The organism is Nocardia carnea (assembly GCF_029868325.1).
Taxonomy (GTDB): domain Bacteria; phylum Actinomycetota; class Actinomycetes; order Mycobacteriales; family Mycobacteriaceae; genus Nocardia; species Nocardia carnea_C.
The window spans coordinates 1-26,760 of the sequence record NZ_JARWNW010000187.1 but is presented as its reverse complement, the minus strand read 5'-3'; the positions used below and the strand labels follow the sequence as shown (position 1 = coordinate 26,760).

Here is a 26,760-nt window from a genome sequence, read left to right as displayed (position 1 = left end):
GCGGCCGGGATTTTCAGCGGTGTCCGTGCACCCGCGTAAGGCGATGGCCGGTCGAACGTCAGCACTGGAGTACACCGTGACTGCTATTTCGCACAATCCGTTCACTGCAACGGTTCTCGGCCTGCCCCGGGTGGGGCCGCGCCGGGAGCTCAAACGCGCGACCGAATCCTATTGGGCCGGGCGTATCGATGCCGATCGTCTCCACGAGACCGGTCGAACCCTGCGCCGCGACCAGTACGCGCAGCTCCAGGCCGCGGGCCTGGATTCGATTCCCGTCGGCACCTTCTCCTACTACGACCAGATGCTCGATACGGCCGTACTGCTGGGCGCCCTGCCGCCGCGGGTCGCCGATATCGCCGATCCGCTGGACCGCTATTTCGCCGCGGCCCGCGGTACGGATTCGGTGGAACCCCTCGAGATGACCAAATGGTTCGATACCAACTATCACTATCTGGTCCCCGAGATCGGCCCGCACACCTCCTTCGCGCTGCATCCCGGCGAATTGCTGGCGCATGTGCGCGAAGCGCTCGAACTCGGCGTTCCGGCGCGTCCGGTTGTCATCGGCCCGATCACCTTCCTGAAACTCTCGAAATCGGCCGGCGGCCCTGCGCTGGAACGCGTCGATGAGCTGATCCCGCTCTACCGGGAACTCCTCGCGCTACTCGCCACGGCGGGCGTGACCTGGGTACAGCTCGACGAACCCGCCCTGGTCACCGACCTCACCGCGGAGGAACTCGCGGTGGTCCGCCAGGTCTACACCGAGCTTACGGAACCGGCCGACCGGCCGGCCGTCCTGGTCGCCACATACTTCGGCGATCCCGGCCCCGCGCTGGGAGCCCTCGCCGGAACCGATGTGGAAGGACTCGCCATCGACCTGATCGCCGGCGGTACGGTCGACGATGTGGCCGCCGTTCCCGCTTTGGCGGGTAAAACGCTGGTCGCCGGTGTCGTCGACGGTCGTAATGTCTGGCGCACCGATCTGGATCGAGCCCTGTCCACTCTCGCCACACTGCTCGGCAGCGGAAAATCGGTCGCGGTTTCGACCTCCTGCTCCCTGCTGCACGTGCCCTACACCCTCGCCGTGGAAACACACCTCGACGAAACCCTGCGTTCCTGGCTCGCCTTCGGCAGCGAAAAAGTCGCCGAGGTCCGGGTGCTGGCCACGGGCCTGAACACCGGAACCGAGGCCGTGGCGGCCGAACTCGCGCAGGCCCGCGCCGCGATCGCGAGCCGCCGGGCCGATCCGCGGATCGCCGACTCCCGGGTTCGGGCCCGCCTGGCCGCGCTGGGCCCGGACGCCACCGAACGTGGACCCGCGGCGCAGCGCCGGACCCTCCAGCAGGACCGGCTGCAGCTGCCACCCCTGCCCACCACCACCATCGGCTCCTACCCGCAGACCACCGCGATCCGGCTGGCCCGGGCGCAGCTACGCAAGGGCGATATCGACCGGCCCGAATACGAGCGCCGGATGCGGGCGGAGATCGCCGAGGTCATCGCCCTGCAGGAGCGGCTCGGCCTCGACGTGCTGGTACACGGCGAACCCGAACGCAACGATATGGTGCAGTACTTCGCCGAACAGCTCGACGGTTTCGCGGCCACCGAACTGGGCTGGGTGCAGTCCTACGGCACCCGCTGCGTACGCCCGCCGATCCTGTTCGGCGACGTCTCCCGGCCCGCGCCCATGACGGTCGACTGGATCGGCTACGCCCAATCGCTCACCGGCAAACCGGTGAAGGGCATGCTCACCGGACCGGTCACCATTCTGGCCTGGTCCTTCGTGCGCGACGACCAGCCGCTCGCGGAATCTGCGCGCCAGGTGGCGCTGGCCATCCGGGACGAAACCGTCGACCTGCAGAACGCGGGCATCCGGATCATCCAGGTGGACGAACCGGCACTGCGCGAACTGCTGCCACTGCGCGCGGCCGACCAGCCGGACTACCTGGAATGGTCGGTGGGCGCGTTCCGGCTGGCGACCTCTGGGGTGGCCGATTCCCTCCAGATCCACACCCATCTGTGCTACTCGGAGTTCGGTGAGGTCATCGACGCGATCGCGGGCCTGGACGCCGATGTGACCTCGATCGAGGCGGCACGGTCGCATATGGAGGTCCTCGACGATCTGAACGCCGCAGGCTTCGCTGCGGGCGTCGGCCCCGGTGTCTACGATATCCATTCGCCCCGGGTGCCGAGCACCGCGGAGATCACCACCGCGCTCGAAGCGGCGTTGAAAGCTGTTCCCGCCGAACGCCTCTGGGTGAATCCGGATTGTGGCCTGAAGACCCGCGGCACCGCCGAGGTCGAAGCGTCACTACGCAATATGGTCGCCGCCGCGCAGCGCGTGCGCTGATCGGACACCGCCGCGCAGTACGGTCGCCGAGCCGGCCGTACTGCGCGCTGATCACAATCGAGCTTCCTCCGGGCCGGGCCGCCACCCATTGGGTATGCGGGCCCGGGCCGGGTCAGCCCTCCAGCTCTCCCGCCCCGGACTCGCGGCGCTTGATCCGCTCGGTCGCAGCACATTCCGGGCAATGCCGCGTGATCCGCAACACCGGACGAACCCCCCGTTGCGGAACCGGCGCCCGCCGCCGGACCGCACGGCACCCTTGCTCTGGTCTCATACCGCCCAACCCTTTCCCTCGCCGTTGCTCTGTAGCAGATTTGACGCGACCGCGCTCACATCGGTTCCCGCCTGCCGCAACAAATTTCGCCACCGGCTCGGGCTCCCGACCGCACACACTCGACCCCCACCCGCAGCCACATCGTTCCGACCCCGTCCGTCTCGACCAGAAACCGGTTTACCGAAGGCTTTTCGATGCCGTCGAATCCCGCGAGGATCTACCCACGGTGCAGTACACGTGCGGATCCGGTGGACCGCGGGCGCCGCAGGCGACCTACCCGCTACCCGGCCTTGGCCGAGGCATGCTGCCGCACGCTCAGGATTTCGCCAGGTATTCCAGCCGTTCCGAATCGACGGCGGCGTGCATCATCGCCGCCAGACCTGGATGCCGGGTGAGGCCGGGGTCGTCGGCGACCAAAGTGCGCGCGAGTTCCTGGGCAGTGGTGATGACCTCCAGATCGTCGAGCAGCGACAGCAGCCGAAGCGAGCGCGCCGTTCCGGACTGCGCCGAGCCCAGCACATCGCCCTCACGCCGCTGCCGCAGATCGAGCACCGACAGTTCGAAACCGTCGGTGGTCGCGGCCACCGCTTCCAGCCGGGTCATCGCGGGCCCGCCGGGCGCCGCATCGGTGATCAGCAGGCACAGCCCGGGGTGTTTGCCGCGGCCGATCCGGCCGCGCAACTGGTGCAGCTGGCTCACCCCGAACCGGTCGGCGTCCACGATCACCATCACCGTCGCGTTCGGCACGTCCACGCCGACCTCGACGACGGTCGTACAGACCAGCACATCGATATCACCGGCATTGAAATCGCGCATCACCTGATCTTTCTCATCGGCCGGCAGCCGTCCGTGCAACAACCCGATCCGCAGGTGCGCCAGCGGCCCGGTGCGCAGCCGATCGAAGACGTCCAGCACGGATTGGGTGGTGGGTGGTTCCTTTCCGGAATCCGCGCCACGCGCTTTTCCGCCCTTCCCGCGGGTAGCACCGCCGTCTTCGTCGTCGCCGATGCGTGAGCACACGACATACGCCTGCCTACCGGCCGCCACCTCTTCGGTGATCCGCTCCCATGCCCGATCCACCCAGTTGGGATGGACGCGACGGGGTACCACTTTCGAGGCGATCGGTGAGCGGCCGCGCGGCAGCTGGGTGAGGGTGGAGGTCTCCAGATCACCGAGAGTGGTCATGGCGATGGTGCGCGGAATCGGGGTCGCGGTCATGACCAGCAGATGTGGGGACACACCGCCTTTCGCCTTGGCGCGCAAGGCGTCCCGCTGTTCCACGCCGAAGCGATGTTGTTCGTCGACCACCACCATGCCCAGATCGAAGAACTCCACCGAATCCTGGATCAGCGCATGCGTACCGATCACGATGCCGGCCTCCCCGGTCACCGCCTCGAGCAACGCCGCCCGCTTGGTGGCCGTGGACATCGATCCGGTGACGAGCGTGACCCGGGTCGCCGTCTCGGCCGCACCGAGTTCACCGGCCTGCCCGAGATCGCCCAGCATCCCGCACAGCGACCGATAGTGCTGGGCGGCGAGAACCTCGGTGGGCGCGAGCAGCGCGCATTGCTGCCCCGCGTCGACGACCTGCAACATCGCATGCAGGGCGACGATTGTCTTACCCGAACCCACCTCGCCCTGCAGCAGCCGGTGCATCGGCTGCTCACGGGACAGGTCGGCGGAGATTTCCGCGATCACCTGACGCTGGCCCTCGGTCAGTTCGAACGGTAACCGCTCGTCGAAGGCGGCGGCGATACCGTCGGGCCGCGGTGGGCAGGCGCGTGCCGTCCGGCCGGATACCTCGTGCCGCCGTTCGGCGAGTACCAGCTGCAATGCCAGCGCCTCGTCGAATCGCAGCCGTTCCCGGGCCCGTTCGATATCGGACTGCTGTTCCGGCAGATGGATCAGCCGCAACGCATCGCTCACCGGCATCAGCGCCCGCTCGTCGCGCACCTCGGCCGGCAGTGGGTCCGCGACCGGGTCGAGCTGATCCAGCACCTGCCGGACACAGGCCAGGATCTCCCAGCTCTGCACCTTCGCGGTGGCCGGGTACACCGGGATGAATTCGCGCTCGAAGAACGACATATCCACCCCGCCTGCGCCTTTCGCGCTCTGTGCGATGCCCCGCAGATCCCCGCCGCCGCGTACGGTGGTCAGCGCCGGCTCGTCGCCGTCGGTTTCCGGCAGGATCAGATAGCCGGGGTGGCTGAGATTCCATTGGCCGGGCCGCCAGTAGTTCACGGTTCCCGACATCATCGCGCGGGCGCCCTCACGCACTGCGTATTTCACCTTGTCACCGTTGAAGAACGTGACGTCCACGCCGCGACCGGAACCGGTATCGAGGACCACCTTCAGCAGCGAACCGCGCCGCTGCCGCATCGGCCGCAGTTCGGCCTTGGTGATCCGGCCGATCACCGTGATGTGCGCACCGTCCTCGGGCGCTTCCTCGGTGAGCGGCTGGCCCTGAGTGGCATAGCGCAGGGGGTAGTGGCGCAGCAGATCCTCCACGGTGCGCATATCGAACGCATCCGACAGCGATCCGGCGGCCTTCGCCCCCAGCACGTGGTCGAGCCGATCACTCAAGGTAGCCATATCACTCCGCTCACTGCCGCCCTCTCCCTCCGCACGGGTTCGCTCGCACACCCGGCTCGCAGCCCACAGTCGCACTCCGGAACGGGGCCGGCCACCTCACTGCGCGCGGTGCCGCGAGGGTGATCCACTGGTCGCCACCGGTCCGCATGGGCCGCCTGCTCATTCCACACCGATCTGTATCAGATCCCCGCGCTGCCCCCCGGAATACACCGAAACCTCCACACCGGGGAATTCGGTGCCGATATGCCGGGCGAGATCCGCGGCCAGTCCGTCCGGGGCATCCGCGCCGACCAGGAGGGTCACCAATTCGCCGCCCAGCCCCAGCATCCGGTCCAGCAGGGTCTGCCCCGCGGCATGGGTATCGCGGTCGATCACCACCACATCGTGGCCGACCAGCCCCAGCCCGTCGCCGGGCGCGCAGGTTCCGACCATGGTCAGCGCGCGTTCTCCGGCCCGCCGCAGCGCGCCCCACCGGGTACCCGCGGCGGCTTCGGACATGGCGAAGGCATCGTCGACCGCGATCCGCGCCCGATCGTGTACTGCCATCGCTGCCAGCCCCTGCACCATGCTGGCGCTGGGCAGCAGCAGGACATCGCGGTGCGCGTCGCGGGCCGCGACCCCGACCGCCACCAGTTCGTGGGCCGGTAACGCCCCGTTCGGCAACACCAGGACCTCCCGGTGCGGCATCTCCCGGATAGCCGCGAGCAGCGCCGCGGATTCCAGCGCCGGCTCCGCATCGAGCACCACCGCGCCGGCCGCCTCGAACAGGCCGGTCGCCCCCGCCCCCGCCGCAATCGCCAGCACGCCGCGATCAACCGATGCCCCGCCGGCCACCGAGCGCGGTCCACCACCTGCCCCGCGCAACGCTTCCGGGGCCGTACGCACATCGCCACCGCCCGTACGCACACCGGCAGCCCGCGATTGCACACCAGGGCCACCGCCCGCCACACCGATAGCATCGGCGATATCCGTCTGCGCGCCAGGCCCGGCCATCTCCACCTGGGCCGCATCCGCCTGCACAGCTCGACCGACCGCGCCCTGCCCCGCCCCGTCCGTCGCCATACGGCGATCGTCCGCGACCATTGAGGACTCGCACGCACAATGTTCCGCTGGGCCACCGTCGAACGTCATGTCCTCGGCAGCGACCTCGCCGGGCGCCGCGCCCCCGCCCACAGGTCCGGCAGTGACCTGGCCGGCCCGGCCTGCGGCGGAAGGATCGGCAGGCGCCCAGGATGCGGCGAGGTATTCGATCCGGATATCCCGGACAGCGCCCGCGCCCATTCCGGCTTCGACCGCGGCACCGGCCGCCGCGCAGTGGACATGGGCGGTCCATCCCCCGGCACCGTCGGCCGCCACGACCACGGAATCGCCCAGTCGCGCCAGCCGCGAACGCAACTCGGCGGCTCGGCCGTCGTCGGCCGCGGTGATCCGGAACATCACCTCGTAGCGCACCGGCTCCGGGTCGGCCTGCCCGCGGCCGGCGCGGAGCCGGTGCGTCGCCGGCGGGTATTCACGTCGGGTGGGGGTCTCCCCGGTCACCACGGCGACCATCGTGTCCAGCAACACCAGCAGCCCCCGCGCGCCGGCGTCCACTACCCCGGCCGCCCGCAACGCCGCCAGCTGATCACGGGTCTGTTCCAGCGCCCGCGCCGCACCCTCGGCGGCGGCGCGGGCCACCTCGGCCAGCCCAGGCCCGGGGCATTCACGTGCCGCGCCGCTCGCCCGGTCGAGCACGGTGAGGATGGTTCCTTCCACCGGCTCGCTCAAACTGTCCCGGACCAGCACCGCCGCCCGTGTGAGTCCCTCCCGGTAGCTCTCGCCGGTCAGCCCGTTCTCCACGGTGGGTTCCGCGATACCGCGCAATACCTGCGACAGGATGATTCCCGAATTCCCTCGCGCTCCGGAGGTGGCCCCCCGCGCCATCGCCGCGGCGTACAGGTGAACCCGGCCTACCGGCCGACCACGGCGGTCCGTCGTTTCCCCGACGATGTCCCTCGCGGCATCGGTCAACGGTCGCTCTGTAGTGACGCCGGCCACCGATCCGCCGACGTTGCCGGACGGTCCCGCGGCTATACCTGCACCCGGCTTTCCGCTGACCCCCACCGATTCGTCCTCGACGCCACCGCATCGCGGCCCCCCGGTGATCTCTTCCGGCTGCCCCGCAACGCCACGCCGTTCGGCGACGACCGCGCCCGGCTGTTCCCAGGCGATGTCGTCCACCTTCGCCGCAGCACCACCCTCCGGTGCCTGCGGGGTAGCCGACCCCGGTGGTCCTCCGTCGCCACGGTTCGGCGCCACCCCGGCCACACCCTCCGCCCCCGACTCGGCAGCGGCATCCACCGTGTCCGCAACACCCTCCGCCTCCACTACGGCGGCGCGCATGGTCGCCAGCAGGTTCCGCCCGGTATCGGAGTCCGGCACCGGGAACACATTGAGCCCGTCGATCTCCGCACGCGCCCCCTCCAAGGCCGCGACACACGCGCGACCCCACCGCAAGAATTCCGCTCCGCCCAAACCGCCACCGGAATCCGGTACCCGTATCACCCGTTCGCTCGCGACCGGTGCGCCGTCGAGCCCTGGGCACAGCCCCTCCGGACCGCCGCTCACCTGCCGGGTTTCGGGCACCGCCACCTCGTTCCTGGTCATCGGATTCTTCGCCCGCCAGGTTAGCGGCAGTGCCCGACATCGCGGCCCCCCTGAAGTTCAGGCCCTCGGTGCCGCGTCGACCCGCTCAGCGACCGGCGTGGAGCCGCGAACTGCCCGGTCCTCGCCCCCACCGGCCGGCGGGTAGGCGGCCCGTCCGGTCACGGCGGGGCCCACCCCCGGTTTTGTGGATCACTGCGGGTCGGGCTACTCTTGCAGGGTTGCCTGGCGCGATCGGATCGGTCTGCGCTCCCCGGGGTTGCCCCGGCAGGCAGGAAGACATTGATCTCGGATCGGCCATCGTACCGGTGGCAGATCCCTCTGAAGACATGAAGGAGTTCGCGACTATGGCTGCCGTCTGCGACGTCTGCGCCAAGGGCCCCGGCTTCGGGAAGTCGGTCTCGCATTCGCACCGGCGCACCAACCGTCGCTGGAACCCGAATATCCAGACCGTGCGTGCACAGGTCGCCCCGGGTAACACTCGCCGGATGAATGTGTGCACCTCCTGCCTGAAGGCGGGCAAGGTCGTCCGCGGCTGAGCCGCGTCGATCGCCTGTGGCCGACCGGCGGCGGTTGGGTGCCGACTGCCGCATCGGCCACATATCCTGAACAAGATCTCGCCCCGGACGCCTTCTGGCAGCCGGGGCGAGTTCATGCGGGCATCCGATCGGAGGGTCACCCATCGGTCCGAACAGTGCAGCGCAGGCGGGGCCCGAACCGCTGTGGCGCATAACTCCCCTCGATCCAGGACATGCCCGCGCGCTGGCCGTCTGCCATATCGCCTGCTGGCGCGAGGCTTATCAGGGGCTGGTACCCGAGCATGTGCTGGCAGCCCTGGATGCGGATCGCCGCGCCGCCACGCTGGAACGGATCGCGCGGCACCCCACCGGAACCACTCTGGTCGCGGAATCCGGTAGCGAGGTCATCGGGTTCGTCCAGTACGGTCCGCCGCGTGAATATCCCGCGGCCGCGGAGCGGGAACTGGGTGCGTTGTACATCCGGGCGCCGTGGTACGGCACCGGGCTCGCACAGGCCCTGCTCGACGCCGTGTTGGAACCGGACAAGTCCTGCTCGTTGTGGGTTTTCGAACAGAACCCGCGCGCCCGCGCCTTCTACGGCAAGTACGGTTTCGTACCCGATGGCACCGCCCGGGCCGAACGGTTCGCCACCACGACCGAGATCAGGTTGGTGCGCCCGGCAGTAGAGTGCCGATCATGAGCACCGAAACCGAATACATCCGAATCGAGGACGGGGTACTGGAAATCACCCTGTCCACCGCGGCCCGCGGAACCTCACTCGATTTCGCGGGAGTCGCCGCGGGCACCGCCGCCCTGGCCGCGGCCGGGAAGGATGTGGGTGCCGTACTGCTCACCGGTTCCGGTCCGAATTTCTGCGCCGGTGGTGATGTGCGGGGTTTCGCCGCCGCCGAAGATCGTTCCGCGCATCTGTACCAGCTTGCCGATACGCTGCACGTTTTCGTCCGCGCTCTGGATGCCGCGCCGGTTCCCGTGGTCGCGGCGGTGCACGGGTGGGCGGCCGGTGCCGGTATGAGCCTGGTGTGTGCCGCCGATATCGCGGTCGGTGGCCCGGGCACCCGGTTGCGTCCCGCATATCCGGGTGTGGGGTTGAGCCCGGACGGCGGTATGTCGTGGACACTACCGCGGCTGGTGGGCTTCGCGAAGGCCCGCGACATCATGCTCACCGATTCCGTGCTGGATGCCGCCGAAGCGCACCGCCTGGGTATTCTGGCGCGCCTCACCGGCAGCGACGACGCCGTCCAGGATGCCGCCCGCGAGCTCGCCCGTACGCTTGCCCGCGGTCCGCGCGCCAGCTACACCTCGATTCGCACCCTGCTGAGCAGTTCCGCCACCGCGACCCTCAGCGAACAGCTGGACGCCGAACGCGATGCGATGGGTAAGGCCGCCGGTAGCCCCACCGGCCGCGAAGGTGTGGACGCGTTCCTCGCCAAACGCGCCCCCGACTATTCGGGCCTCAGCTGATCCCGACGCTGACCACGCAGAACTATCCCGGGCCGCGATCCCATCGATCGCGGCCCGGGCACGCGATCCGCCCGGTACGGTCTCCTCGAGACCCATCGGGGTCTCGGAGGTAGAGCGAACCAGAGCCGACCGCGTCGGTCATCGCACACAATCACACCGCGGGGCCTGCCCGCCGGGGCGCCGAAGCCCCTGCCCCCTCACGTAGCACGAACTGGGAAACAGCTTCGGTGAAGGCGTCGTTGTCGTCGCCGGCGGCGGTGTGGGCCGCATTGCCGATCTCGACGATTTCCGCGTGCGGTACCAGGGCCTGGAATTCGGCGGCGCCTTCGGCGCTGACGACATCGGATTTCAACCCCCGGACCAGGAGCACCGGGATCGTCAGTGCCCGGGCGACGCCCTCGAGGTTACGCGCCATCTCGTCGGGGTCGTGACCTTTGTCGCCGAGAATGCCCGGGTCCCAATGCCAGTACCAGCGCCCATCGCGCTTGCGGAGGTTGCGTAACAGGCCGGCGGTGGACTTGGGCCGCGGCCGATGCGGCATATATTCGGCGACCGCGTCGGCGGCCTCCTCCACTGTGGCGAATCCTTCGGGGTTCTTGTTGAGGAAGGTGACCACCCGGTCGACTCCCTCGGGTTCGGGCCGGGTGACGATATCGACCAGGACCAGCGCGGAGATCGCGTCCCCGCCCGGTGCGGCAGTGGCCAGCAGGCCCGTGATCCCGCCCATACTGGCGCCGACCAGGACTGCCGGGCCGCCGCCCAGTTGTTCCAGTACCGCGAGTACATCGCCGACCATGGCCTCATAGCGGTAATCGCGATCCAGTGCCCATTGGCTGTCGCCGTGTCCGCGCGCGTCCAGCGTGACCGCACGGATTCCCGCGGCGCCGAGTTGCGCGCCTGTCTGTTTCCAGGAGTACCGGGTCTGACCGCCGCCGTGCAGGAACAGCACCGTGGGGCCGTCCGCGGGGCCGTATCGGTCCGCAACGAGCTCGATCCCGCCCGCGCCGCGGAGTCGCAGCCGGACGGGATCGAACAGATTGTTCGCATTACTCACGATTTGCAGCATCGCAAATATGCGGACGTTACGCCGTACGAACGGACAAATCAGCAGTCCAGGTCCATGGCGCTGAGCGTCCGCTGGAACAGGCATGCACCCTTGGCGTTCACCGATGCGGAGATCGTGGACGAACCGGACGAGGTGAAATCCTCGGCGACCGGCGCGGGTTCGGTGACCGGCTGGGCCGGCTGCAGGGTCAGCGGGGCCGCTCCGGCCGTCGCCCCGGCGGCGCCGGACAGGGCGGCGCCCAGCGCGAGCGTGGCGGTGATGCCGCGCAGATTCATGGTGTGCTCCTCACTTGTTTTTCTTCGACGCCCGGTCAGGGCAGGCGCCAGTCCACCGGTTCCGCGCCGAGTTCGTCCAGGAGTTCGTTGACCCGGGAGAACGGACGCGAACCGAAGAATCCTCGCGACGCCGACAGCGGTGACGGATGCGCGGATTCGATACAGGGCACCTCGGCCTGGGCCAGCGCCGGTTTCAGGGAGCCGGCGTCACGACCCCACAGGACCGCCACCAGCGGTTCGTTCCGGCCCACCAGGGCGCGGATGGCCTGTTCGGTGACCTCTTCCCACCCCTTGCCACGATGCGAAGCCGGGGCGCCCGGCGAGACCGTCAGCACGCGGTTCAGCAACAGCACGCCTTGCTCCGACCACGGGCTCAGATCCCCGCAGGTGGGCGTGGGGTGGCCGAGATCCTTGCTGTATTCGGCGAAGATATTGGCCAGGCTGCGCGGGACCGGCGAAACATCCGGCGCCACCGAGAAGCTCAATCCCATGGGGTGCCCCGGTGTGGGATAGGGGTCCTGGCCGACGATCAGCACTCGCACATCGTCGAAGGGATGCTGGAAGGCACGCAGCACATTTTCCCCGGCCGGTAGATATCCGCGCCCGGCGGCGTTCTCGGTACGCAGGAACTCACCCATCGCCGCGATCCGGCCGGCCACCGGATCCAATGCTTTCGCCCAGCCCGGATCGATGATTTCCGCGAGTGGTTTCGTGCCCATGACCGCACAACCTATCGTGAGTGATCCGATTTCGCCGAGTCCGAGCCGGAGAAGGCCTCCCAGCCTCCCGCGCCCCGGTATCGCGCACCGTCCACGACGACGCCCCGACCGGCTTCGATACGACCGACGGGGGTCCATCCGGACGGCGGTGTCACCCCGGGTGACCAGACCCCCGCGAAGACATGATCCTCGCCGCCGGTCAGAACCCATTGCCGCGCATCGGCTTCCAGTTCCGCGGCACACACCTGCAGGTCCGGATCACGCAGGCAGGCGGTATCCACCGCCACCGCGACCCCCGAGGCGGCGGCCAGATGCCCGAGATCGGCGAGCAACCCGTCGGAGATATCGGTGAGCGCTTCCGGTGGGGTACCGGTGCGCATCGCCGCGCGAACCAGGTCGTAGGCCGGACGCGGCGCCCGGTGCGCGGCGGCCGCGGCCACCACCGCCGCGGCCGGATCCGCGGAGCGGCGCACAACGCCCGGGTGCGCCTGGGACAACAGTGCGAAACCTGCCGCGGACCAGCCCGGCCGTCCCGCGATCGCCACCGTGCCCCCGACGCGTGCGCCGGACCGGGTGACCGGCCGCTCACCCAGCGGATCCCCGAATGCTGTTACCGAGATCACCAATTGCGCGCTGTGCACGATATCCCCGCCCGCGACGGAACCGCCTGCCCGCTCCGCTTCGGCCCAGAACCCGTCCGCGAGCCGGGTGACGAAATCCACAGGGGTGTCCCCCGGCAGTCCCAGGCCGATCACGTAGCCCACCGGTTCGGCGCCCATGGCATAGATATCGGCCGCGTTCTGCGCGATCGCCTTACGCCCGATCTCGTCCGGGTTCGACCAGTCCAGCCGGAAATGCCGGTCCTCGATCAACATATCCGTGCTCACCACGTAGTTGCCGCGCGCCGCGGCCAGTACCGCGGCGTCGTCACCGGGACCCAGCCGGACGGCGGGGCCCTGTGGCCGGCCCGCGTTGATCCGGTCGATCAGGGCGAATTCGCCCAGGTCGCGCACTGTCGGTGAGGTGCTGATCGCCAGGGCCCTTTCTCACTCGCCGCTACCGAGCGGACTGTGTTATTCGCCGACTCCGCGGGCCGGGCGGATTCGGTGTACGGCGAACCGGAACCGGGGCACAGGTCGACGGCCGGTCGTCCGGCACTTTCCGCACTGACGGTACCCTGTGCCCGGTGGCCGGGCGTGCCGGCAGCCGCGATCGACCGCGCGTGACGGCCGGATCGCAGGCACACGCCGGACGGGCCGATCGGATGCCGCGCGAGGGCGGTCGGACCATGCCACACCAGGCCGAGCCCGGCATACCGGGCATGCCGAAAATGCATCGGGACGCGGCTCACCCGAATACCCGCACACCGCAGAAAGGACCGTCGAGGATGCCGGGGAAACCGCCCGAAAAGAATACGGAGACCCCGGAGACCGAGGCACCGGACGCAGCGGCCCCGGACAACTCGACTCCCGAACGCTCGCCGTACCATCCCGCGCTCATCGCGACCGCGGTCGCGTTACCGGTCGCGCTGCTGGTCGGCGTACTCGTCGCCGCCTGGATCGTGCTGCGCGGCCCGGTCGAACGCGAACCGCTGGCGCTGGGCCCGGTTCCCGCGCCCGCGGCCGACGGCCCGGCCTGCTCCGCCCTGTTGCCCGCGCTACCCGCCGACTTCGGCGAGTTCACCCGCTCGACACTGGTCGAACCCGCTCCGCCCGCGACGGCGGCCTGGCAGCGGCCGGACGGCGGGGAAGCGGTGGTGCTGCGCTGCGGTCTGGATCGCCCACTGGAATTCAACCGGGCTTCCCCACTGCAGGTCGTCAACGGCGTCCAATGGTTCGAGGTCCGCGACGATACCGCGGCAACCGCCACCTGGTTCGCGGTCGACCGCGAAACCTATATCGCGCTCACCGTTCCCGACGGCTCCGGCCCGACCCCGCTACAGGCGGTATCGGACACCATCACCGCGCAATTGCCGGCCCAGCCGCTCGATCCCGGCGAACTGCCCAACTAGTTCCGCCGCTTGCTCGTCCACCGGCGATTCCGCGCAGCCGGTCGGCTCAGCGACAGCCCGGTCGACTCAGCGCAGTCCGGTTCCGCGGGCCAGGGCGGTGTCGACGAGAGTGGTGAGCAGTTCCGCGTAACCGATACCGGTTTCCTGCCACATCCGCGGATACATCGAGATCGGCGTGAATCCGGGCATCGTATTGATCTCGTTGATCACCGGCCCGTCGTCGGTGACGAAGAAGTCGACCCGGGCCAGCCCCTGGCAGTCCAGTGCCCGGAAGGCGCGTACCGCCATCGCCCGGACTTCCTCGGCGATATCGTCGTCCAGTTTCGCCGGGACATCGAATTCGCAGACGTCGTCGAGGTATTTGGTGTCGAAATCGTAGAAGGCCGGGCCGGCGGGTTCTTCGCCGGCGTCGGCGTCGGCGAGGTCCTCGGGCATCCTGATCTCCGCGAGCACACTGGCTTCCACCCGGCCGTCGGGGAATTCCAGCACACCGCATTCGACCTCCCGGCCGACGATCCCGGCTTCCACGATCACCTTCGGATCGTGTTCGCGGGCGGTGGCGACCGCGGCGTCGAGATCGGCCCAGTCGGTGACCTTGGTGATCCCGATGGAGGAACCGCCGCGGGCTGGTTTGACGAATACCGGCAGTCCGAGGCGCTGCCGGTCCTCCGGTGTGACGGTCGCGGTACCGGGACGCAGCACCACCTGCACGCCCACCGGCAGGCCGTCGGCAGCCAGCAGTTTCTTGGTGAATTCCTTGTCCATCCCGGCGGCGCTGGCCAGTACACCGGGGCCCACGTAGGGCAGGCCCGCCAATTCCAGCATTCCCTGGACGGTGCCGTCCTCGCCGAACGGGCCGTGCAGCACCGGGAACACCACGTCGACAGTGTCGAGTGCGGTCTGCGGATCGTCGAGCGGGACCAGGGTTCCGGCACGGCTGGGATCGGCGGCCAGTACCAGTTCGGTGCCGTCGCCGGTGACCGACGGCAGGGTCCGGTCGTGGCGGGCGAGTGCGGCGATATCGATATCGGCGAGCAGCCACGTCCCGGCCTGGGTGATTCCGATCGGCACCGCCTCGTACCGCTGCGGATCGAGGTTGCGCAGTACGGCGCCGGCCGATACGCACGACACCGTGTGCTCGTTACTGCGCCCGCCGAATACGACGGCAACTCTGATCCGGGTCATGCCCGAACGGTACCCTGTCGCGCCACCGGATAATCCCCGCGCACCGGGCCCGCGGCTCATTCGGGTTTGATCCGGCGCCCCAGCAGTTTCTCCAGTGCCGACTGCACGGCCAACCCCTCGTGACACACCTGGTGAACGGCTTCGGTGAGCGGCATCTCCACTCCGTGCGCATCGGCCAGCGCACGCACCGAACTACAGGATTTCACTCCTTCGGCGATCTGGCCGTGGGTGGCCTCCTGCGCGACCTGCATGGACCCCCCGGAGCCGAGCGCCACGCCGAAGGATCTGTTCCGCGACAGCGGCGAGGTGCAGGTCGCGATCAGATCCCCGACCCCCGCCAGCCCGGCCAGGGTCGCCGGTTCGGCGCCGAGTGCCACGCCGAGCCGGATGATCTCGGCCAGGCCCCGGGTCATCAGCGCGGCGATGGAATTATCGCCGAACCCCATGCCGGAGGCGATCCCGCAGGCCAGCGCGATCACATTCTTACAGGCGCCGCCGATTTCGCAGCCGATCACATCGGTGTTGGTGTACGGCCGGAAGTAGCTGGTGACGCAGGCCTGCTGTACCGCCGCTGCCCGCTGCGCGTCGATACAGCCGATCACTGTCGCGGCGGGCTGCCCGGCGGCCAGCTCCCCCGCGAGATTCGGTCCCGACAGCACCGCGATCCGCGCCGGATCCGCCCCGCTGACCTCCGCGATCACCTCGCTCATCCGCAGCAGGGTGCCGTTCTCGATCCCCTTGGCCACACTCAGCAGTGTGGCGTCGGCGCCGATATCCGGTGCCCACGCCTTCAGGTTGACGCGCAGGGATTGCGACGGTACCGCGAGCACCACGATATCGGCGCCGTCCAGGGCGCGGACGTGATCGTTGGTGGCGGCGATCGGCGGTAGCTGCACTCCGGGCATGTAGTAGGGGTTGCGGTGATCGGTGGCCAGTGCCTCGGCGACCTCGGGCCGGCGGGCCCACACCGTGACCTCGGTACCGGCGTCGGCCAGCACCTTCGCCAGTGTCGTACCCCACGATCCCGCACCCATTACCGCCGCCCTCGTCATCAGCCCAGAATGCCATGACAGGATGGGGCCATGTGCCCGCACTCCGTGCACGCCGTGATCGCGGTGAAATCCCTGGACAGCGCCAAGAGCCGGCTCGCCGGTGTGCTCGCGCCCGCGCACCGGTCGCGGCTGGTGCTGGCCATGCTCACCGATACCGTGCGCGCGGCCGCGGAGGTGCCCGCGATCGCGGCGATCACGATCGTCACCCCGGACCCGGTGGTAGCCGAGGCAACCCGCGCGCTCGGCGCCGAGGTGCATCCCGAGCCGGCTCGCGCCCGCACCGACCCCGACGGGCTCAATATCGCGCTCGCCGATGCGGCGGCGGCCCTGCGGACCCGGTACGGGGCCGTGGACCTGCTGGCACTGCAGGCCGATTTGCCCGCATTGTGCCCGGATGAGTTGGCGGCCGTATTGGCCGCCGCCTCCGGCGAACTACGCGCGCTGGTGACCGATCACGCGGGCACCGGCACCGCGGCGTTGTTCGCGCCGTCCGGCCTGCCGTTGCGACCCCGCTTCGGCCGTGATTCGGCTCACCTCCACCGCGCCGACGGGGCGCGCGAACTGGCCGGTGAGTGGCCGGGCCTGCGCCAGGATGTCGATACCGCCGCGGATCTGGCGGCCGTTCAAGCGCTGGGCACGGGTGTCGAGACCGCGGCCCTCCTGCGTGAACTGGGTGTGCCGGCTCGTATTCGCGAACCTGTCACCCAGGTGTGCGGGTCGGTCGCCACCCCGTGAACCAGAGATAACAGTCACCGCCGGTATCTGCACACCACCCGGTTCGTAGGGGATGATCGTAGGCGTGAGCGATACGGAAACCGTCAAGCAGCAGCAGGTGCTACCCACCCCGCCTCCGGCCGCCACCCAGATCCCTGCCGACGAGCGAATGCCTCGTTTGCCGGCCGATCGCTATCTCAACCGGGAATTGAGCTGGCTCGACTTCAATGCCCGTGTCCTGGCGCTGGCCGAGGACAGTTCGCTGCCGCTGCTGGAACGCGCGAAATTCCTGGCGATCTTCGCCTCGAATCTCGACGAGTTCTATATGGTCCGTGTCGCCGGCCTCAAACGCCGCGCCGAAACCGGGCTTTCGGTGCGTTCGGCCGACGGCCGCTCGCCCAGTGAACAGCTCGAGCTGATCGCGGCGCGCACCCAAGATCTCGCCGTCCGCCACGCCGAGGTGTTCCTCACCGAGGTGCTGCCCGCGCTCACCGCGGAGGGTATCGAGATCATCGACTGGGCCGATCTGGCCGAGCCCGAGCGGGAACGGTTGTCCGCGCATTTCCAGGATCAGGTATTCCCGGTGCTCACTCCTCTGGCCGTGGATCCCGCGCACCCGTTCCCCTATATTAGCGGGCTCAGCCTGAATCTCGCGGTCACCGTCCAGGACCAGACCACCGGTGGTGAACATTTCGCTCGCGTGAAGGTGCCCGACAATGTGGACCGGTTCGTGCGGGTACGCCGGCCCGGTTCCGGTAACGGCGCCTCGATCGCGGCGTTCCTGCCGATGGAGGCGCTGATCGCGGCGCATCTGGAGCAGTTGTTCCCGGGGATGACGGTGGTCGAGCACCATTCGTTCCGGATCACCCGCAACGCCGATTTCGAAGTCGACGAGGATCGCGACGAGGATCTGCTGCAGGCATTGGAACGCGAACTGGCCCGGCGCCGCTTCGGTTCGCCGGTGCGGCTCGAGGTGTCCGACGATATGACCGAACATATGCTCGACCTGCTCCTGCGCGAACTGGAGGTCGACCCGGCGGATGTCATCCAGGTTCCGGGGCTGCTGGACCTGTCCTGCCTGTGGCAGGTGTACGGGGTGGACCGCCCGAACCTGAAGGACGTCCCCTACGTGCCCGCGACGCCGCCGGCATTCGGGGAACGCGAAACCCCGCGCAATGTTTTCGCCGCCCTGCGTGAGGGCGATGTCCTCGTGCACCACCCGTACGATTCGTTCTCCACCAGCGTGCAGCGATTCATCGAACAGGCCGCCGCCGACCCGCAGGTGCTGGCGATCAAACAGACCCTGTACCGCACCTCCGGCGATTCCCCCATCGTGAACGCGCTCATCGACGCCGCCGAAGCCGGTAAACAGGTGGTGGCGCTGGTGGAGATCAAGGCACGATTCGACGAGCAGGCCAACATCAAATGGGCGCGCACGCTGGAACAGGCCGGGGTGCATGTGGTCTACGGCCTGGTCGGGTTGAAAACCCACTGCAAGACCTGTCTGGTGGTGCGCCGCGAAGGCTCGACCATTCGCCGCTACTGCCATATCGGCACCGGTAACTACAATCCCAAGACTGCCCGCCTGTACGAGGATGTCGGGTTGCTCACCGCGGCGCCCGAGATAGGCGCCGATCTCACCGATCTGTTCAATTCGCTCACCGGCTATTCCAGAAAGGCCGATTACCGCAACATCCTGGTTGCCCCGCACGGTATCCGGGCCGGGATCATCTCCCGGATCGAACGCGAGATCGAATTGGCCCGCGACGGCGCGGCGGCGCGGATTCGGCTGAAGGCCAATGCCCTTGTCGACGAACAGGTCATCGACGCGCTCTACCGCGCCTCGCAGGCAGGTGTTCCGGTGCAGATCGTGGTCCGCAGTATCTGCGGGCTGCGCCCGGGCGTTGCGGGGATGAGCGAGAACATCGAAGTGCGGTCGATCCTGGGACGGGTGCTGGAGCATTCGCGAATTCTCAACTTCGCGGCCCAGGACGAATTCTGGATCGGCAGCGCCGATATGATGCACCGGAATCTGGACCGCCGCGTGGAGGTCATGGCACAGGTGAAGGACCCGAAACTACGGGAACGGCTGGATGGGATCTTCGAATCGGCGTTACACCCGATGACGCGTTGCTGGGTACTGGACGCCGACGGTAATTGGCAATCCAGCCCCGACCGGGCCGGCACCGGGCCCGGCGGTGACGGGATCGAGGTCCGCGACCATCAGGTGGCGCTCATGCGCCTGCGCCGCCCCGATCAGCAGTGAACGCAGTGGACACGACACATACACCACCGGCCTACCCGGATCCCCGGACCACAGCCAATATTCATGCCGCCGGCACCGTGCTGTGGCGCCATGCGCCCGATTCGGCCGGTCGGATGGAGATCGCTGTGATCCGCCGGCCCAAATACGACGATTGGTCGTTGCCGAAGGGGAAACTCGATCCCGGCGAGACCCCGGTCCTGGCCGCGGTCCGCGAAACCGAGGAGGAGACGGGGCTGCGGCCCCGGCTGGGCCGCTATCTGGGCAAGGTCACCTACCCGATCCCGGGGCATCGCAGGCTGAAACGGGTCGACTACTGGGCGGCCGAGGTGACCGGCGGAGCGTTCACGGCCAACAACGAGGTCGACGAACTCACCTGGTGCCCGCTGGAGACGGTGATGTCGGCGCTGTCGTATCCGATGGATCGCCAGATCGTCCGGGCGTTCACCCGGTTACCTGCCGATACCCGCACCGCGCTGGTGGTCCGGCACGCCAAGGCCGGTCGCCGGGACCGGTTCCGTGGCCCGGACGAGCAGCGTCCGCTCGAATCGGCCGGATATCAGCAGGCGCTCGCGCTGGTGCCCAATCTGCTGGCATTCGGTGCCGGGGAAATCTATTCCGCCGAACCACTGCGCTGTGTGCAGACGGTGGCGCCGCTGGCCGAAGATCTGGGGGTCGAGGTGGCGGTGGAGCCGCTGCTCGGTGATATCGGATATGCCGCGGATACCGAGAAGGCGCGGGAACATATCCGGTCGCTGGCCCTGTCCGCCCGGGCGGTGCCCGTGCTGTGCAGTCAGGGCGATACCGTCCCGGATCTCGTCCGGTGGTGGGCGGAGCGGGATGGAATGCGACTGTCACCCGCCCGGACCCGGAAAGGGTCGGTGTGGGTGTTGTCTTTCGCGGGCGACCGATTGGTCGCCGCCGATCATCTGGACCGATCGCTATCGGTCGATACCGCGCCGGCGACCGGGTAGAGCCGAACACTCACCGGCCGTGGAAACGGTCACGCCCCCGGGGATCGCCCGGGGGCTGGTCCGTCCGGCGTTTCGGTTGTGAAGGTCGCGAGCATGCGGGCCGAGACGCAGCACGCGGTACTCGTCGACGAGCACCGTTCGCGGGTCGGAAAGCCGTCGGGGATTTCCGCGGCATCCGCGGCTGGGCGAATCAGCGCTTCTTTGCAGCCTTCTTCGCCGGAGCCCGCTTCGCGGTGGTCTTCTTCGCCGGGGTCTTCTTGGCTGTCGCCTTGGCCGTGGTCTTCTTCGCCGTGGCTTTGGCGGGGCTCTTCTTGGCGACGGTCTTACGTGCCGCCGTCTTGGTGGCCGCCTTCTTGGCGGCGGTGCTCTTGGCCGGCGCCTTGGTGGCGGTCTTACGCGCCGTGGTTTTGGCGGGCGCCTTGGTGGCCGACTTCTTGGCAGTGGTTTTCTTCGCCGTGGTCTTCTTGGCCGTGGATTTCTTGGCCGCCACAGGAGCATTGACACCGCGTTTGACCGCCGGGCCGGTGGCCGCGAGCTTCTGTTTACCCGCGATTACCGCCTTGAACTGGGCACCGGGCCGGAAGGCCGGCACCGAAGTGGGTTTCACCTTGACGGTTTCGCCGGTGCGCGGATTACGTGCGACACGGGCCGCACGCTTCCGCTGTTCGAACACACCGAATCCGGTGATGGTGACGCTCTGTCCTTTGTGTACCGCACGCACGATGGTGTCGACCACATGCTCGACTGCCGCGGTGGCCGTGCGCCTGTCAGTACCCAACTTTTCGGTCAGAACGTCGATCAGTTCCGCCTTGTTCATTGAATCCTCCGCAGACTAATGGCCCGTCGTCGGACCGACTAGGTACCACGGTAAACCCACATTGGGCAAGAGTCTATGTGCCACGCCAAAATTCATGTGGCCTAGCACACGCACAGCTACCGCCCCATCCGAGGCCCCACTAAGAGGCCGAGAACATTACGCCTGCGAAATAGGTTCGGGAAGGGTCTTTGGTTTCCAACCCGGCCTTGCCTTTTCGAACTCCGCGATCACATCGCTACGCCGCAGGGTCAGGCCGATGTCATCCAATCCTTCCAACAGGCGCCACCTCGTGTAGTCGTCAATATCGAACGGCAACACGACGGTTCCTGCGGTCACCGTGCGCGCCTGGAGGTCGACAACCAATTCCAGTCCGGGCTGTTCCTCGAGCAACTTCCAGAGCATTTCGACATCATTCTGTGACATTCGCGCAGCCAGTAGACCGCCCTTGCCCGCATTACCGCGGAAGATGTCGGCGAAACGTGAAGAGATAACTACCCGAAAGCCATAGTCCATGAGCGCCCAGACCGCGTGCTCACGCGACGATCCGGTGCCGAAATCCGGTCCGGCCACGAGTACGGTGCCGCGCTTGTACGGCTCGGTGTTCAGAATGAAGTCCTCATCACCCCGCCATGCGGCGAACAGCCCGTCTTCGAATCCTGTTCGAGTCACGCGCTTCAGATAGACGGCCGGGATGATCTGATCGGTGTCCACATTGGACCGGCGCAGCGGAACGCCGATCCCCTTGTGCACGGTGAAGGCTTCCATCGTATTTCTCCTGTTTCGGGGCTGATCGTAGGTTTTGGCGAATGCGGCGCAGCGGCTCAGTTCAGATCGGCGGGTGCCGACAACCGGCCGCGTACCGCGGTGGCCGCGGCGACCAGTGGCGATACCAGATGGGTCCGGCCACCTTTGCCCTGCCGTCCCTCGAAATTCCGGTTGGAGGTGGAGGCGCAACGCTGGCCCGGTTCGAGCTGATCGGGGTTCATTCCCAGGCACATCGAGCATCCGGCCTGCCGCCATTCGGCCCCGGCGGCGGTGAACACCTCCCCCAGCCCCTCGGCCTCGGCCTGTTCGCGCACCCGCATCGACCCCGGTACCACCAGCATTCGCACCCCGTCGGCGACCTTGCGGCCCTTCAGGACCCCGGCCACGGCCCGCAGGTCCTCGATCCGGCCGTTGGTGCACGATCCGACGAATACGGTGTCCACCGCGACCTCACGCAGCGGCATACCCGGGGTCAAATCCATGTATCGCAGCGCTTTCTCCGCCGACTCGCGGGCGCTTTCGTCGGCGATCTGCGCCGGATCCGGCACATTTGCGCCGAGCGGCAAACCCTGTCCCGGATTGGTGCCCCAGGTGACGAACGGTGTCAGCGCACTCGCGTCGATATGCACTTCCCGGTCGAAAACGGCATCCTCGTCGGTCTTCAACGCTTCCCAGGCCTGCACCGCGGCATCCCACTCCGCGCCCTGCGGCGCATGCGGGCGGCCTTTCAGGAACTCGTAGGTTGTTTCGTCCGGGGCGATCATCCCGGCCCGCGCTCCGGCCTCGATGGACATATTGCAGATCGTCATCCGCGCTTCCATCGACATTTTCCGAATGGCCTCACCGCGGTACTCGAGCACATATCCCTGCCCGCCGCCGGTGCCGATTTCGGCGATCACCGCCAGAATGAGGTCTTTACTGGTGACTCCGGGCGGCAGTTCCCCGTCGACAGTGATCGCCATCGTCTTGAACGGCCGCAGCGACAGCGTCTGCGTGGCCAGTACGTGCTCGACCTCACTGGTCCCGATTCCCATGGCAAGCGCACCGAACGCGCCATGGGTGGAGGTATGACTGTCCCCGCACACCACGGTGGTCCCCGGCTGGGTCAGGCCCAGCTGCGGGCCGACCACGTGCACGATGCCTTGTTCGCGATCCCCCATCGGGTGCAGCCGGATGCCGAATTCGGCGCAGTTACGCCGCAGCGTCTCCACCTGGAGACGCGAAATGGGATCGGCAATCGGTTTATCGATATCGGCGGTGGGGACGTTGTGATCCTCGGTCGCGATCGTGAGATCGGGCCGGCGCACCGACCGCCCCGCCGCCCGCAGGCCGTCGAACGCCTGCGGACTGGTGACCTCGTGCACCAGATGCAGATCGATATAGATCAGATCGGGCTCCCGGGCCTCGCCGTCGCCTTCCCCGCGGGCGACGACATGCTGTTCCCATACTTTCTCGGCCAGCGTACGTGGCATTGTTGCGATCACCTTTCGGGCCGGGCATCCGCCCCGGTGACCCGCGGCGGATACGCGCTAGCTGGAATATCGCGACCCCATCCCACGACCCACCTGGACTGTTCGTGATGGCATCTCAGAATGCAGGACGCTAATATCGTTGTATGAGACAGCATAGCGGTATCGGCGTTCTGGACAAAGCGGTGGCAGTGCTGTATGCGGTCGCCGAGCAGCCCTGCGGTCTCAACGAGTTGTGCGAACGCACCGGCCTGCCCCGCGCCACCGCCCACCGCCTCGCGGTAGGCCTGGAAACCCATCGCCTGCTGGCCCGTAACGGTGACGGCGCCTGGCGCCCCGGCCCCGCCCTCGGCGAACTCGCCGCCGGCGCCGCCGATCCACTGCTCGAGGCCGCGAGTTCGATCCTGCCCCGGCTCCGCGAGATCACCGGCGAAAGCGTGCAACTGTACTGCCGCGACGGAAACCAGCGCGTCTGCGTCGCCGCCCTGGAGCCGCCCGCCGGTTTACGCGATACCGTGCCCATCGGCTCGCGGCTGCCACTCACCGCCGGTTCGGCCGCAAAGGTCCTGGTCGCCTGGTCCGATCCCGAGCTGCAGCGCAACGTGCTCGCCGAGGCCGTGTACAACGAACGCACTCTCGCCGATGTCCGCAAACGGGGTTGGGCGCAGAGCGCCGGCGAACGCGCGGCCGGGGTCGCGAGTATCTCGGCACCCGTGCGGGATCAGCAGGGCGCCGTGCTCGCCGCCATATCCGTCTCCGGCCCGATCGACCGGATGGGCCGCCGCCCCGGCGCCCGCTGGGCCGCGGATCTGGTGGCGGCCGCCGATGCCCTGCACCGCCGACTCTGAGCGGTGGGCACCCGCCGTCACTTATGGTGACCCCATGGGAGTGAACCAACGGTCACAGATCGTGATGACCGACGCCGAGATCACCGATTTCCTCACCCGCAGCCGCGTGGCCACCCTGGCCACCCTGGGCGGCGACGGAAAACCGCACCTCACCGCCATGTGGTACGCGCTGATCGCCGATCCCGGCCGTCCCGACGCCGTCCCCGAACTGTGGTTCGAGACCAAAGGCAAATCCCAGAAAGCCGTCAACCTGCGCCGTAACCCCACCATCACCTGCATGGTCGAGGCCGGCCAGACCTACGACACTCTGCGCGGCGTCTCCATCGAGGGCTACGCCGAGGTGATCGACGACCCCGAGAAGTTGTTCGCCGTCGGCGTCAGCGTCTGGGAGCGCTACACCGGCCCCTACACCGACGATATGCGCCAGTACGTCGAAGGAATGCTGAACAAACGCGTCGCGGTCCGCGTGGTCCCCGAACGCATCCGCAGCTGGGACCACCGCAAACTGGGCCTCCCCGAAATGCCCCTAGGCGGTTCCACCGCAGGCGCCCTCGACGACTGATCTCCGAAGCCCGGGTGATGCAGATCACCCGGGCGCAATACGCCGGCAACCATCCGTCACGCAGTCACCATGAACTGATGGAGACGGAATCCGGTTGTGCAGGCGAGACCGCTCCGGGCCGGATCGTTCTCCTCAACGGCGTTTCGAGCTCGGGAAAATCCAGCCTCGCGCGCCGGCTCCTGACCGACCTCGACCGGCCCTATTTCCACATGAGCGTCGATATGTTCGGCGCCATGCGCTCGGAATCGCGAACCCACGAACTGGATCCGAGCGCCCTCGCCGAGGCCCTTCGCAGGACCCGCGCCGGTTTCCACCGCGCCGTCGCCGGTATGGCCCGGGCAGGTAACGACATCATCATGGACCACGTCCTGAGCGAACCCTGGCGACTATCCGACTGCTTGGCCGTGATGACCGGCATAGACGTCGTTTTCGTCGGCGTCCACTGCCCGCCGGCCGAACTCCGGCGCCGCGAACGCCGCCGCCCCGACCGGCCGCCGGGTACAGCGGCACGGCAGCTGGTTTCGGTCCACACCCACGGAATCTACGATCTGGAGGTCGATACCGGGACCGCCTCCCTCGAGGAATGCTCGGCCGAGATCAGGGTCTTCCTGGACCGTCCCCCGGCCGATCGCGCCTTCGACCGTCTCCGGGCCGCAGCCGGTCGCTGACCTGTCCGCCCGGTCGGGCGGTGTCGGGAGATATTCGTATCGGCGGGTTTCGATATCGCCTGCGGTGCAAGGATCGGTGTGCTCATCGGGAGTCTGCCGCCAGTGCAGTGGCCAAGTCGTCGAGCCGGCCGAAGGCACGGGCAAAGCCCACGTGGTCGGTGTAGTCGCGGGACTCGACGATGAGACCGTCACGTACCCGCGCCACGAAGAGGCACGGGATCGAGAAGGGGCGCCCGTTCGCCGAACCGACATAGCTGAATTCGTAGACCACCACCTCCGGGTCGGCGGTTTCGTGGACCTGCCCCCGTGCCTCGAAACGCTCAACTCCTGTTGTCCGCGCCGGCCCCTCGGCGAAGTGGCTGCGCAACTGGGAACGGGTGCGCAGCGGTGTGTCACCGAGTGGGGCGAAGGGATGCTGCACATCGGTTTGCTCGGCGTACAGGCCGGCAAGGTGATCCAGTTGCGCCTGTTTCTCCTGCTCGGTGAGGTCTCCGGAGACCAAGCGGGTGACCCCTGCAGCGACGGCGCGAACTACATCTGCCGGCGTGGACGGCTGTGGCATGGCATTCCCTGAATTATTCGGAGTCTGGACTTCGGTAACTGTACCGAAGTCCAGGCTCCGGTTAACGTCGGCTACCGACAGCGGAAACGGAAGGGGCCCTGAATGCGCCAGGACGCACGGGAGAACCGAGAACGGATCCTGGCCGCGGCCGAGAAGGTGTTCGGCGCGCACGGGGGTGCTGGATCGACCGAGGAGGTGGCCCGGCGGGCCGGTGTCGGCATCGCCACAGTCTTTCGCCACTTCACCACCAAGGAAGAGTTGATCGAGGCGGCACTACTGCGACATCTCGATCAGCTCACCGAACACGCCGAAGCGCTCACCCTCGACACAGACCGGTCCGTGGCGTGGCAGACCCTACTGCGGACCATGATCGAAACGGGCGCCACGAAACTGACGCTGGCCTCGACCCTGGACGACCACGGGAGGCTTCCCCGCAGCGTCGCCACCGCATCGAACCGGCTGAAGGCCGCGGTCGCCGCGGTCCTCCTGCAGGCGCAAGAGGCCGGCGTGGTGCGCCCTTCGGTCACGGTCGAGGAGGTTTACCTGCTCATCCGCGGCCTGGCACAAGCGACGGCCACGATGCCGGTACAGCCCGCTACCTTGGAACGCGCCATCGCCGTCGTACTCACCGGACTATCGCGCTGACAGTGATCTGCGCAGCCGATCCACCGAACACACGAGCCGAGACAGAATCCCCCGACATGAACGGCAACGGCACCCAAGCGACTGACCAGAGGAACCACCAACCGAACCGGCACATCCCCCGCTCACCGACCACGAAGCCCTTCCCGATGCGACCAACCGCAAAGGGGTCCAGGGGCGCAGCCCCGGCAAGACCTCGGTAGGAATCCCTCCACGGAGGGGGGTCCAGGGGGCGCCGAGCCCGCCTGGTCGGGGTGGGGGGGGGGGGCCCCCCCAAACCACGGGCAAAAGAAAAAGGACAAAGGGGACCGGAGGAAG

24 protein-coding genes are annotated in these 26,760 nt (G+C 68.1%); 12 read left to right on the top strand and 12 right to left on the bottom strand.

Going from position 1 to position 26,760, the window contains the following annotated elements:
* The first annotated feature begins 43 nt into the window (after nucleotides 1–43).
* Nucleotides 44–2,344: a 5-methyltetrahydropteroyltriglutamate--homocysteine S-methyltransferase gene (metE, locus tag QH196_RS14935; protein WP_280416421.1), complete on the top strand. Its 2,301-nt coding sequence runs from the start codon at nucleotides 44–46 to the stop codon at nucleotides 2,342–2,344.
* A gap of 586 nt (nucleotides 2,345–2,930) precedes the next feature.
* On the opposite strand, the gene recG is transcribed toward metE, so the two are convergent.
* Both recG and QH196_RS14925 read right to left on the bottom strand, forming a co-directional pair.
* Nucleotides 2,931–5,207: an ATP-dependent DNA helicase RecG gene (gene recG / locus QH196_RS14930; RefSeq protein WP_280416390.1), complete on the bottom strand. Its 2,277-nt coding sequence runs from the start codon at nucleotides 5,205–5,207 to the stop codon at nucleotides 2,931–2,933.
* A gap of 159 nt (nucleotides 5,208–5,366) precedes the next feature.
* Nucleotides 5,367–7,427, bottom strand: coding sequence for a DAK2 domain-containing protein (locus QH196_RS14925; protein WP_432279499.1), 2,061 nt, complete (start codon nucleotides 7,425–7,427; stop codon nucleotides 5,367–5,369).
* A 770-nt stretch (nucleotides 7,428–8,197) separates the two neighbouring features.
* On the opposite strand from QH196_RS14925, the gene rpmB reads away from it, so the two are divergent.
* From rpmB to QH196_RS14910, 3 genes are all read left to right on the top strand, one after another.
* Nucleotides 8,198–8,389: a 50S ribosomal protein L28 gene (rpmB, locus tag QH196_RS14920; protein WP_011210730.1), complete on the top strand. Its 192-nt coding sequence runs from the start codon at nucleotides 8,198–8,200 to the stop codon at nucleotides 8,387–8,389.
* Between the two features lie 94 nt (nucleotides 8,390–8,483).
* Nucleotides 8,484–9,068, top strand: coding sequence for a GNAT family N-acetyltransferase (locus tag QH196_RS14915; protein WP_348538077.1), 585 nt, complete (start codon nucleotides 8,484–8,486; stop codon nucleotides 9,066–9,068).
* Nucleotides 9,065–9,850, top strand: a complete 786-nt coding sequence (locus QH196_RS14910; RefSeq protein ID WP_280416387.1) for an enoyl-CoA hydratase/isomerase family protein — start codon at nucleotides 9,065–9,067, stop codon at nucleotides 9,848–9,850. The genes QH196_RS14915 and QH196_RS14910 overlap by 4 nt, the downstream gene beginning before the upstream one ends.
* Before the next feature lie 151 nt (nucleotides 9,851–10,001).
* Here QH196_RS14910 and QH196_RS14905 read toward each other — a convergent pair whose 3' ends face one another.
* From QH196_RS14905 to QH196_RS14890, 4 genes are read right to left on the bottom strand one after another with little or no spacing between them, the layout of a single operon-like run.
* Nucleotides 10,002–10,904, bottom strand: a complete 903-nt coding sequence (locus QH196_RS14905; RefSeq protein ID WP_280416386.1) for an alpha/beta fold hydrolase — start codon at nucleotides 10,902–10,904, stop codon at nucleotides 10,002–10,004.
* A gap of 50 nt (nucleotides 10,905–10,954) precedes the next feature.
* A complete protein-coding gene (locus QH196_RS14900; RefSeq protein ID WP_033241348.1) occupies nucleotides 10,955–11,191 on the bottom strand; it encodes a hypothetical protein in 237 nt (78 codons plus the stop codon).
* 35 nt (nucleotides 11,192–11,226) lie between these two features.
* Nucleotides 11,227–11,910: a uracil-DNA glycosylase gene (locus QH196_RS14895; RefSeq protein ID WP_280416385.1), complete on the bottom strand. Its 684-nt coding sequence runs from the start codon at nucleotides 11,908–11,910 to the stop codon at nucleotides 11,227–11,229.
* An 11-nt stretch (nucleotides 11,911–11,921) separates the two neighbouring features.
* On the bottom strand, nucleotides 11,922–12,941 hold the full coding sequence (locus QH196_RS14890; protein ID WP_280416420.1) for a thiamine-phosphate kinase: 1,020 nt from the start codon (nucleotides 12,939–12,941) through the stop codon (nucleotides 11,922–11,924).
* A 356-nt stretch (nucleotides 12,942–13,297) separates the two neighbouring features.
* On the opposite strand from QH196_RS14890, the gene QH196_RS14885 reads away from it, so the two are divergent.
* The gene (locus tag QH196_RS14885; RefSeq protein WP_280416384.1) at nucleotides 13,298–13,921 is read left to right on the top strand and encodes a DUF3515 domain-containing protein; all 624 of its coding nucleotides are present in this window, start codon (nucleotides 13,298–13,300) and stop codon (nucleotides 13,919–13,921) included.
* Between the two features lie 66 nt (nucleotides 13,922–13,987).
* Here the strand turns inward: QH196_RS14885 and QH196_RS14880 are convergent, their stop codons facing one another.
* Nucleotides 13,988–15,106 (bottom strand): D-alanine--D-alanine ligase family protein, encoded by a 1,119-nt coding sequence (locus tag QH196_RS14880; RefSeq protein ID WP_280416383.1) that lies wholly within the window; start codon nucleotides 15,104–15,106, stop codon nucleotides 13,988–13,990.
* 56 nt (nucleotides 15,107–15,162) lie between these two features.
* Nucleotides 15,163–16,158, bottom strand: a complete 996-nt coding sequence (locus QH196_RS14875) for an NAD(P)H-dependent glycerol-3-phosphate dehydrogenase (protein WP_280416382.1) — start codon at nucleotides 16,156–16,158, stop codon at nucleotides 15,163–15,165.
* Nucleotides 16,159–16,188: 30 nt separating this feature from the next.
* Here QH196_RS14875 and cofC point away from each other — a divergent pair, with 30 nt between their 5' ends.
* Genes cofC through QH196_RS14860 form a run of 3 tightly spaced genes read left to right on the top strand, consistent with a single transcriptional unit; the run spans nucleotide 16,189 to nucleotide 20,109 of the window.
* Nucleotides 16,189–16,893: a 2-phospho-L-lactate guanylyltransferase gene (gene cofC / locus QH196_RS14870; RefSeq protein ID WP_280416381.1), complete on the top strand. Its 705-nt coding sequence runs from the start codon at nucleotides 16,189–16,191 to the stop codon at nucleotides 16,891–16,893.
* A gap of 52 nt (nucleotides 16,894–16,945) precedes the next feature.
* Nucleotides 16,946–19,138 (top strand): RNA degradosome polyphosphate kinase, encoded by a 2,193-nt coding sequence (locus QH196_RS14865; protein ID WP_280416380.1) that lies wholly within the window; start codon nucleotides 16,946–16,948, stop codon nucleotides 19,136–19,138.
* A 5-nt stretch (nucleotides 19,139–19,143) separates the two neighbouring features.
* The gene (locus QH196_RS14860; RefSeq protein WP_280416379.1) at nucleotides 19,144–20,109 is read left to right on the top strand and encodes an NUDIX hydrolase; all 966 of its coding nucleotides are present in this window, start codon (nucleotides 19,144–19,146) and stop codon (nucleotides 20,107–20,109) included.
* A gap of 190 nt (nucleotides 20,110–20,299) precedes the next feature.
* Here the strand turns inward: QH196_RS14860 and QH196_RS14855 are convergent, their stop codons facing one another.
* The 3 genes from QH196_RS14855 to leuC all read right to left on the bottom strand — a co-directional run bounded on the left by QH196_RS14855 (nucleotide 20,300) and on the right by leuC (nucleotide 23,163).
* Nucleotides 20,300–20,926 carry an HU family DNA-binding protein gene (locus QH196_RS14855; protein ID WP_280416378.1) on the bottom strand — a complete coding sequence of 209 codons (627 nt, stop codon included), beginning with the start codon at nucleotides 20,924–20,926 and terminating at the stop codon, nucleotides 20,300–20,302.
* A gap of 156 nt (nucleotides 20,927–21,082) precedes the next feature.
* A complete protein-coding gene (gene leuD, locus QH196_RS14850) occupies nucleotides 21,083–21,691 on the bottom strand; it encodes a 3-isopropylmalate dehydratase small subunit (protein WP_280416377.1) in 609 nt (202 codons plus the stop codon).
* A 56-nt stretch (nucleotides 21,692–21,747) separates the two neighbouring features.
* Nucleotides 21,748–23,163 (bottom strand): 3-isopropylmalate dehydratase large subunit, encoded by a 1,416-nt coding sequence (gene leuC, locus QH196_RS14845; RefSeq protein ID WP_280416376.1) that lies wholly within the window; start codon nucleotides 23,161–23,163, stop codon nucleotides 21,748–21,750.
* A gap of 143 nt (nucleotides 23,164–23,306) precedes the next feature.
* Between leuC and QH196_RS14840 the strand changes: the two genes are divergently transcribed.
* The 3 genes from QH196_RS14840 (at nucleotide 23,307) to QH196_RS14830 (ending at nucleotide 25,238) form a co-directional block, all read left to right on the top strand.
* Complete coding sequence (locus tag QH196_RS14840; protein WP_280416375.1) at nucleotides 23,307–24,008, top strand: IclR family transcriptional regulator; 702 nt, start codon at nucleotides 23,307–23,309, stop codon at nucleotides 24,006–24,008.
* Nucleotides 24,009–24,042: 34 nt separating this feature from the next.
* On the top strand, nucleotides 24,043–24,570 hold the full coding sequence (locus tag QH196_RS14835) for a pyridoxamine 5'-phosphate oxidase family protein (protein WP_280416374.1): 528 nt from the start codon (nucleotides 24,043–24,045) through the stop codon (nucleotides 24,568–24,570).
* Between the two features lie 77 nt (nucleotides 24,571–24,647).
* Nucleotides 24,648–25,238, top strand: coding sequence for a chloramphenicol phosphotransferase CPT family protein (locus QH196_RS14830; RefSeq protein ID WP_280416373.1), 591 nt, complete (start codon nucleotides 24,648–24,650; stop codon nucleotides 25,236–25,238).
* 82 nt (nucleotides 25,239–25,320) lie between these two features.
* On the opposite strand, the gene QH196_RS14825 is transcribed toward QH196_RS14830, so the two are convergent.
* Nucleotides 25,321–25,800: a nuclear transport factor 2 family protein gene (locus QH196_RS14825; RefSeq protein WP_280416372.1), complete on the bottom strand. Its 480-nt coding sequence runs from the start codon at nucleotides 25,798–25,800 to the stop codon at nucleotides 25,321–25,323.
* Between the two features lie 102 nt (nucleotides 25,801–25,902).
* On the opposite strand from QH196_RS14825, the gene QH196_RS14820 reads away from it, so the two are divergent.
* Nucleotides 25,903–26,445 (top strand): TetR/AcrR family transcriptional regulator, encoded by a 543-nt coding sequence (locus QH196_RS14820; RefSeq protein ID WP_280416371.1) that lies wholly within the window; start codon nucleotides 25,903–25,905, stop codon nucleotides 26,443–26,445.
* The last annotated feature ends 315 nt before the right edge of the window (nucleotides 26,446–26,760 follow it).

Excerpts from the sequence above, each read along its gene's own strand:
- QH196_RS14820 (WP_280416371.1), top strand. The coding sequence starts at position 25,903 with ATGCGCCAGGACGCACGGGAGAACCGAGAACGGATCCTGGCCGCGGCC.
- QH196_RS14865 (WP_280416380.1), top strand. The coding sequence starts at position 16,946 with ATGATCGTAGGCGTGAGCGATACGGAAACCGTCAAGCAGCAGCAGGTG.
- QH196_RS14895 (WP_280416385.1), bottom strand. The coding sequence starts at position 11,910 with ATGGGCACGAAACCACTCGCGGAAATCATCGATCCGGGCTGGGCGAAA.
- rpmB (WP_011210730.1), top strand. The coding sequence starts at position 8,198 with ATGGCTGCCGTCTGCGACGTCTGCGCCAAGGGCCCCGGCTTCGGGAAG.
- QH196_RS14900 (WP_033241348.1), bottom strand. The coding sequence starts at position 11,191 with ATGAATCTGCGCGGCATCACCGCCACGCTCGCGCTGGGCGCCGCCCTG.
- metE (WP_280416421.1), top strand. The coding sequence starts at position 44 with ATGGCCGGTCGAACGTCAGCACTGGAGTACACCGTGACTGCTATTTCG.
- recG (WP_280416390.1), bottom strand. The coding sequence starts at position 5,207 with ATGGCTACCTTGAGTGATCGGCTCGACCACGTGCTGGGGGCGAAGGCC.
- QH196_RS14840 (WP_280416375.1), top strand. The coding sequence starts at position 23,307 with ATGAGACAGCATAGCGGTATCGGCGTTCTGGACAAAGCGGTGGCAGTG.
- leuC (WP_280416376.1), bottom strand. The coding sequence starts at position 23,163 with ATGCCACGTACGCTGGCCGAGAAAGTATGGGAACAGCATGTCGTCGCC.
- QH196_RS14885 (WP_280416384.1), top strand. The coding sequence starts at position 13,298 with ATGCCGGGGAAACCGCCCGAAAAGAATACGGAGACCCCGGAGACCGAG.
- cofC (WP_280416381.1), top strand. The coding sequence starts at position 16,189 with ATGTGCCCGCACTCCGTGCACGCCGTGATCGCGGTGAAATCCCTGGAC.
- QH196_RS14875 (WP_280416382.1), bottom strand. The coding sequence starts at position 16,158 with ATGACGAGGGCGGCGGTAATGGGTGCGGGATCGTGGGGTACGACACTG.
- QH196_RS14880 (WP_280416383.1), bottom strand. The coding sequence starts at position 15,106 with ATGACCCGGATCAGAGTTGCCGTCGTATTCGGCGGGCGCAGTAACGAG.
- QH196_RS14825 (WP_280416372.1), bottom strand. The coding sequence starts at position 25,800 with ATGCCACAGCCGTCCACGCCGGCAGATGTAGTTCGCGCCGTCGCTGCA.
- QH196_RS14830 (WP_280416373.1), top strand. The coding sequence starts at position 24,648 with ATGGAGACGGAATCCGGTTGTGCAGGCGAGACCGCTCCGGGCCGGATC.
- QH196_RS14910 (WP_280416387.1), top strand. The coding sequence starts at position 9,065 with ATGAGCACCGAAACCGAATACATCCGAATCGAGGACGGGGTACTGGAA.
- QH196_RS14855 (WP_280416378.1), bottom strand. The coding sequence starts at position 20,926 with ATGAACAAGGCGGAACTGATCGACGTTCTGACCGAAAAGTTGGGTACT.
- QH196_RS14835 (WP_280416374.1), top strand. The coding sequence starts at position 24,043 with ATGGGAGTGAACCAACGGTCACAGATCGTGATGACCGACGCCGAGATC.
- leuD (WP_280416377.1), bottom strand. The coding sequence starts at position 21,691 with ATGGAAGCCTTCACCGTGCACAAGGGGATCGGCGTTCCGCTGCGCCGG.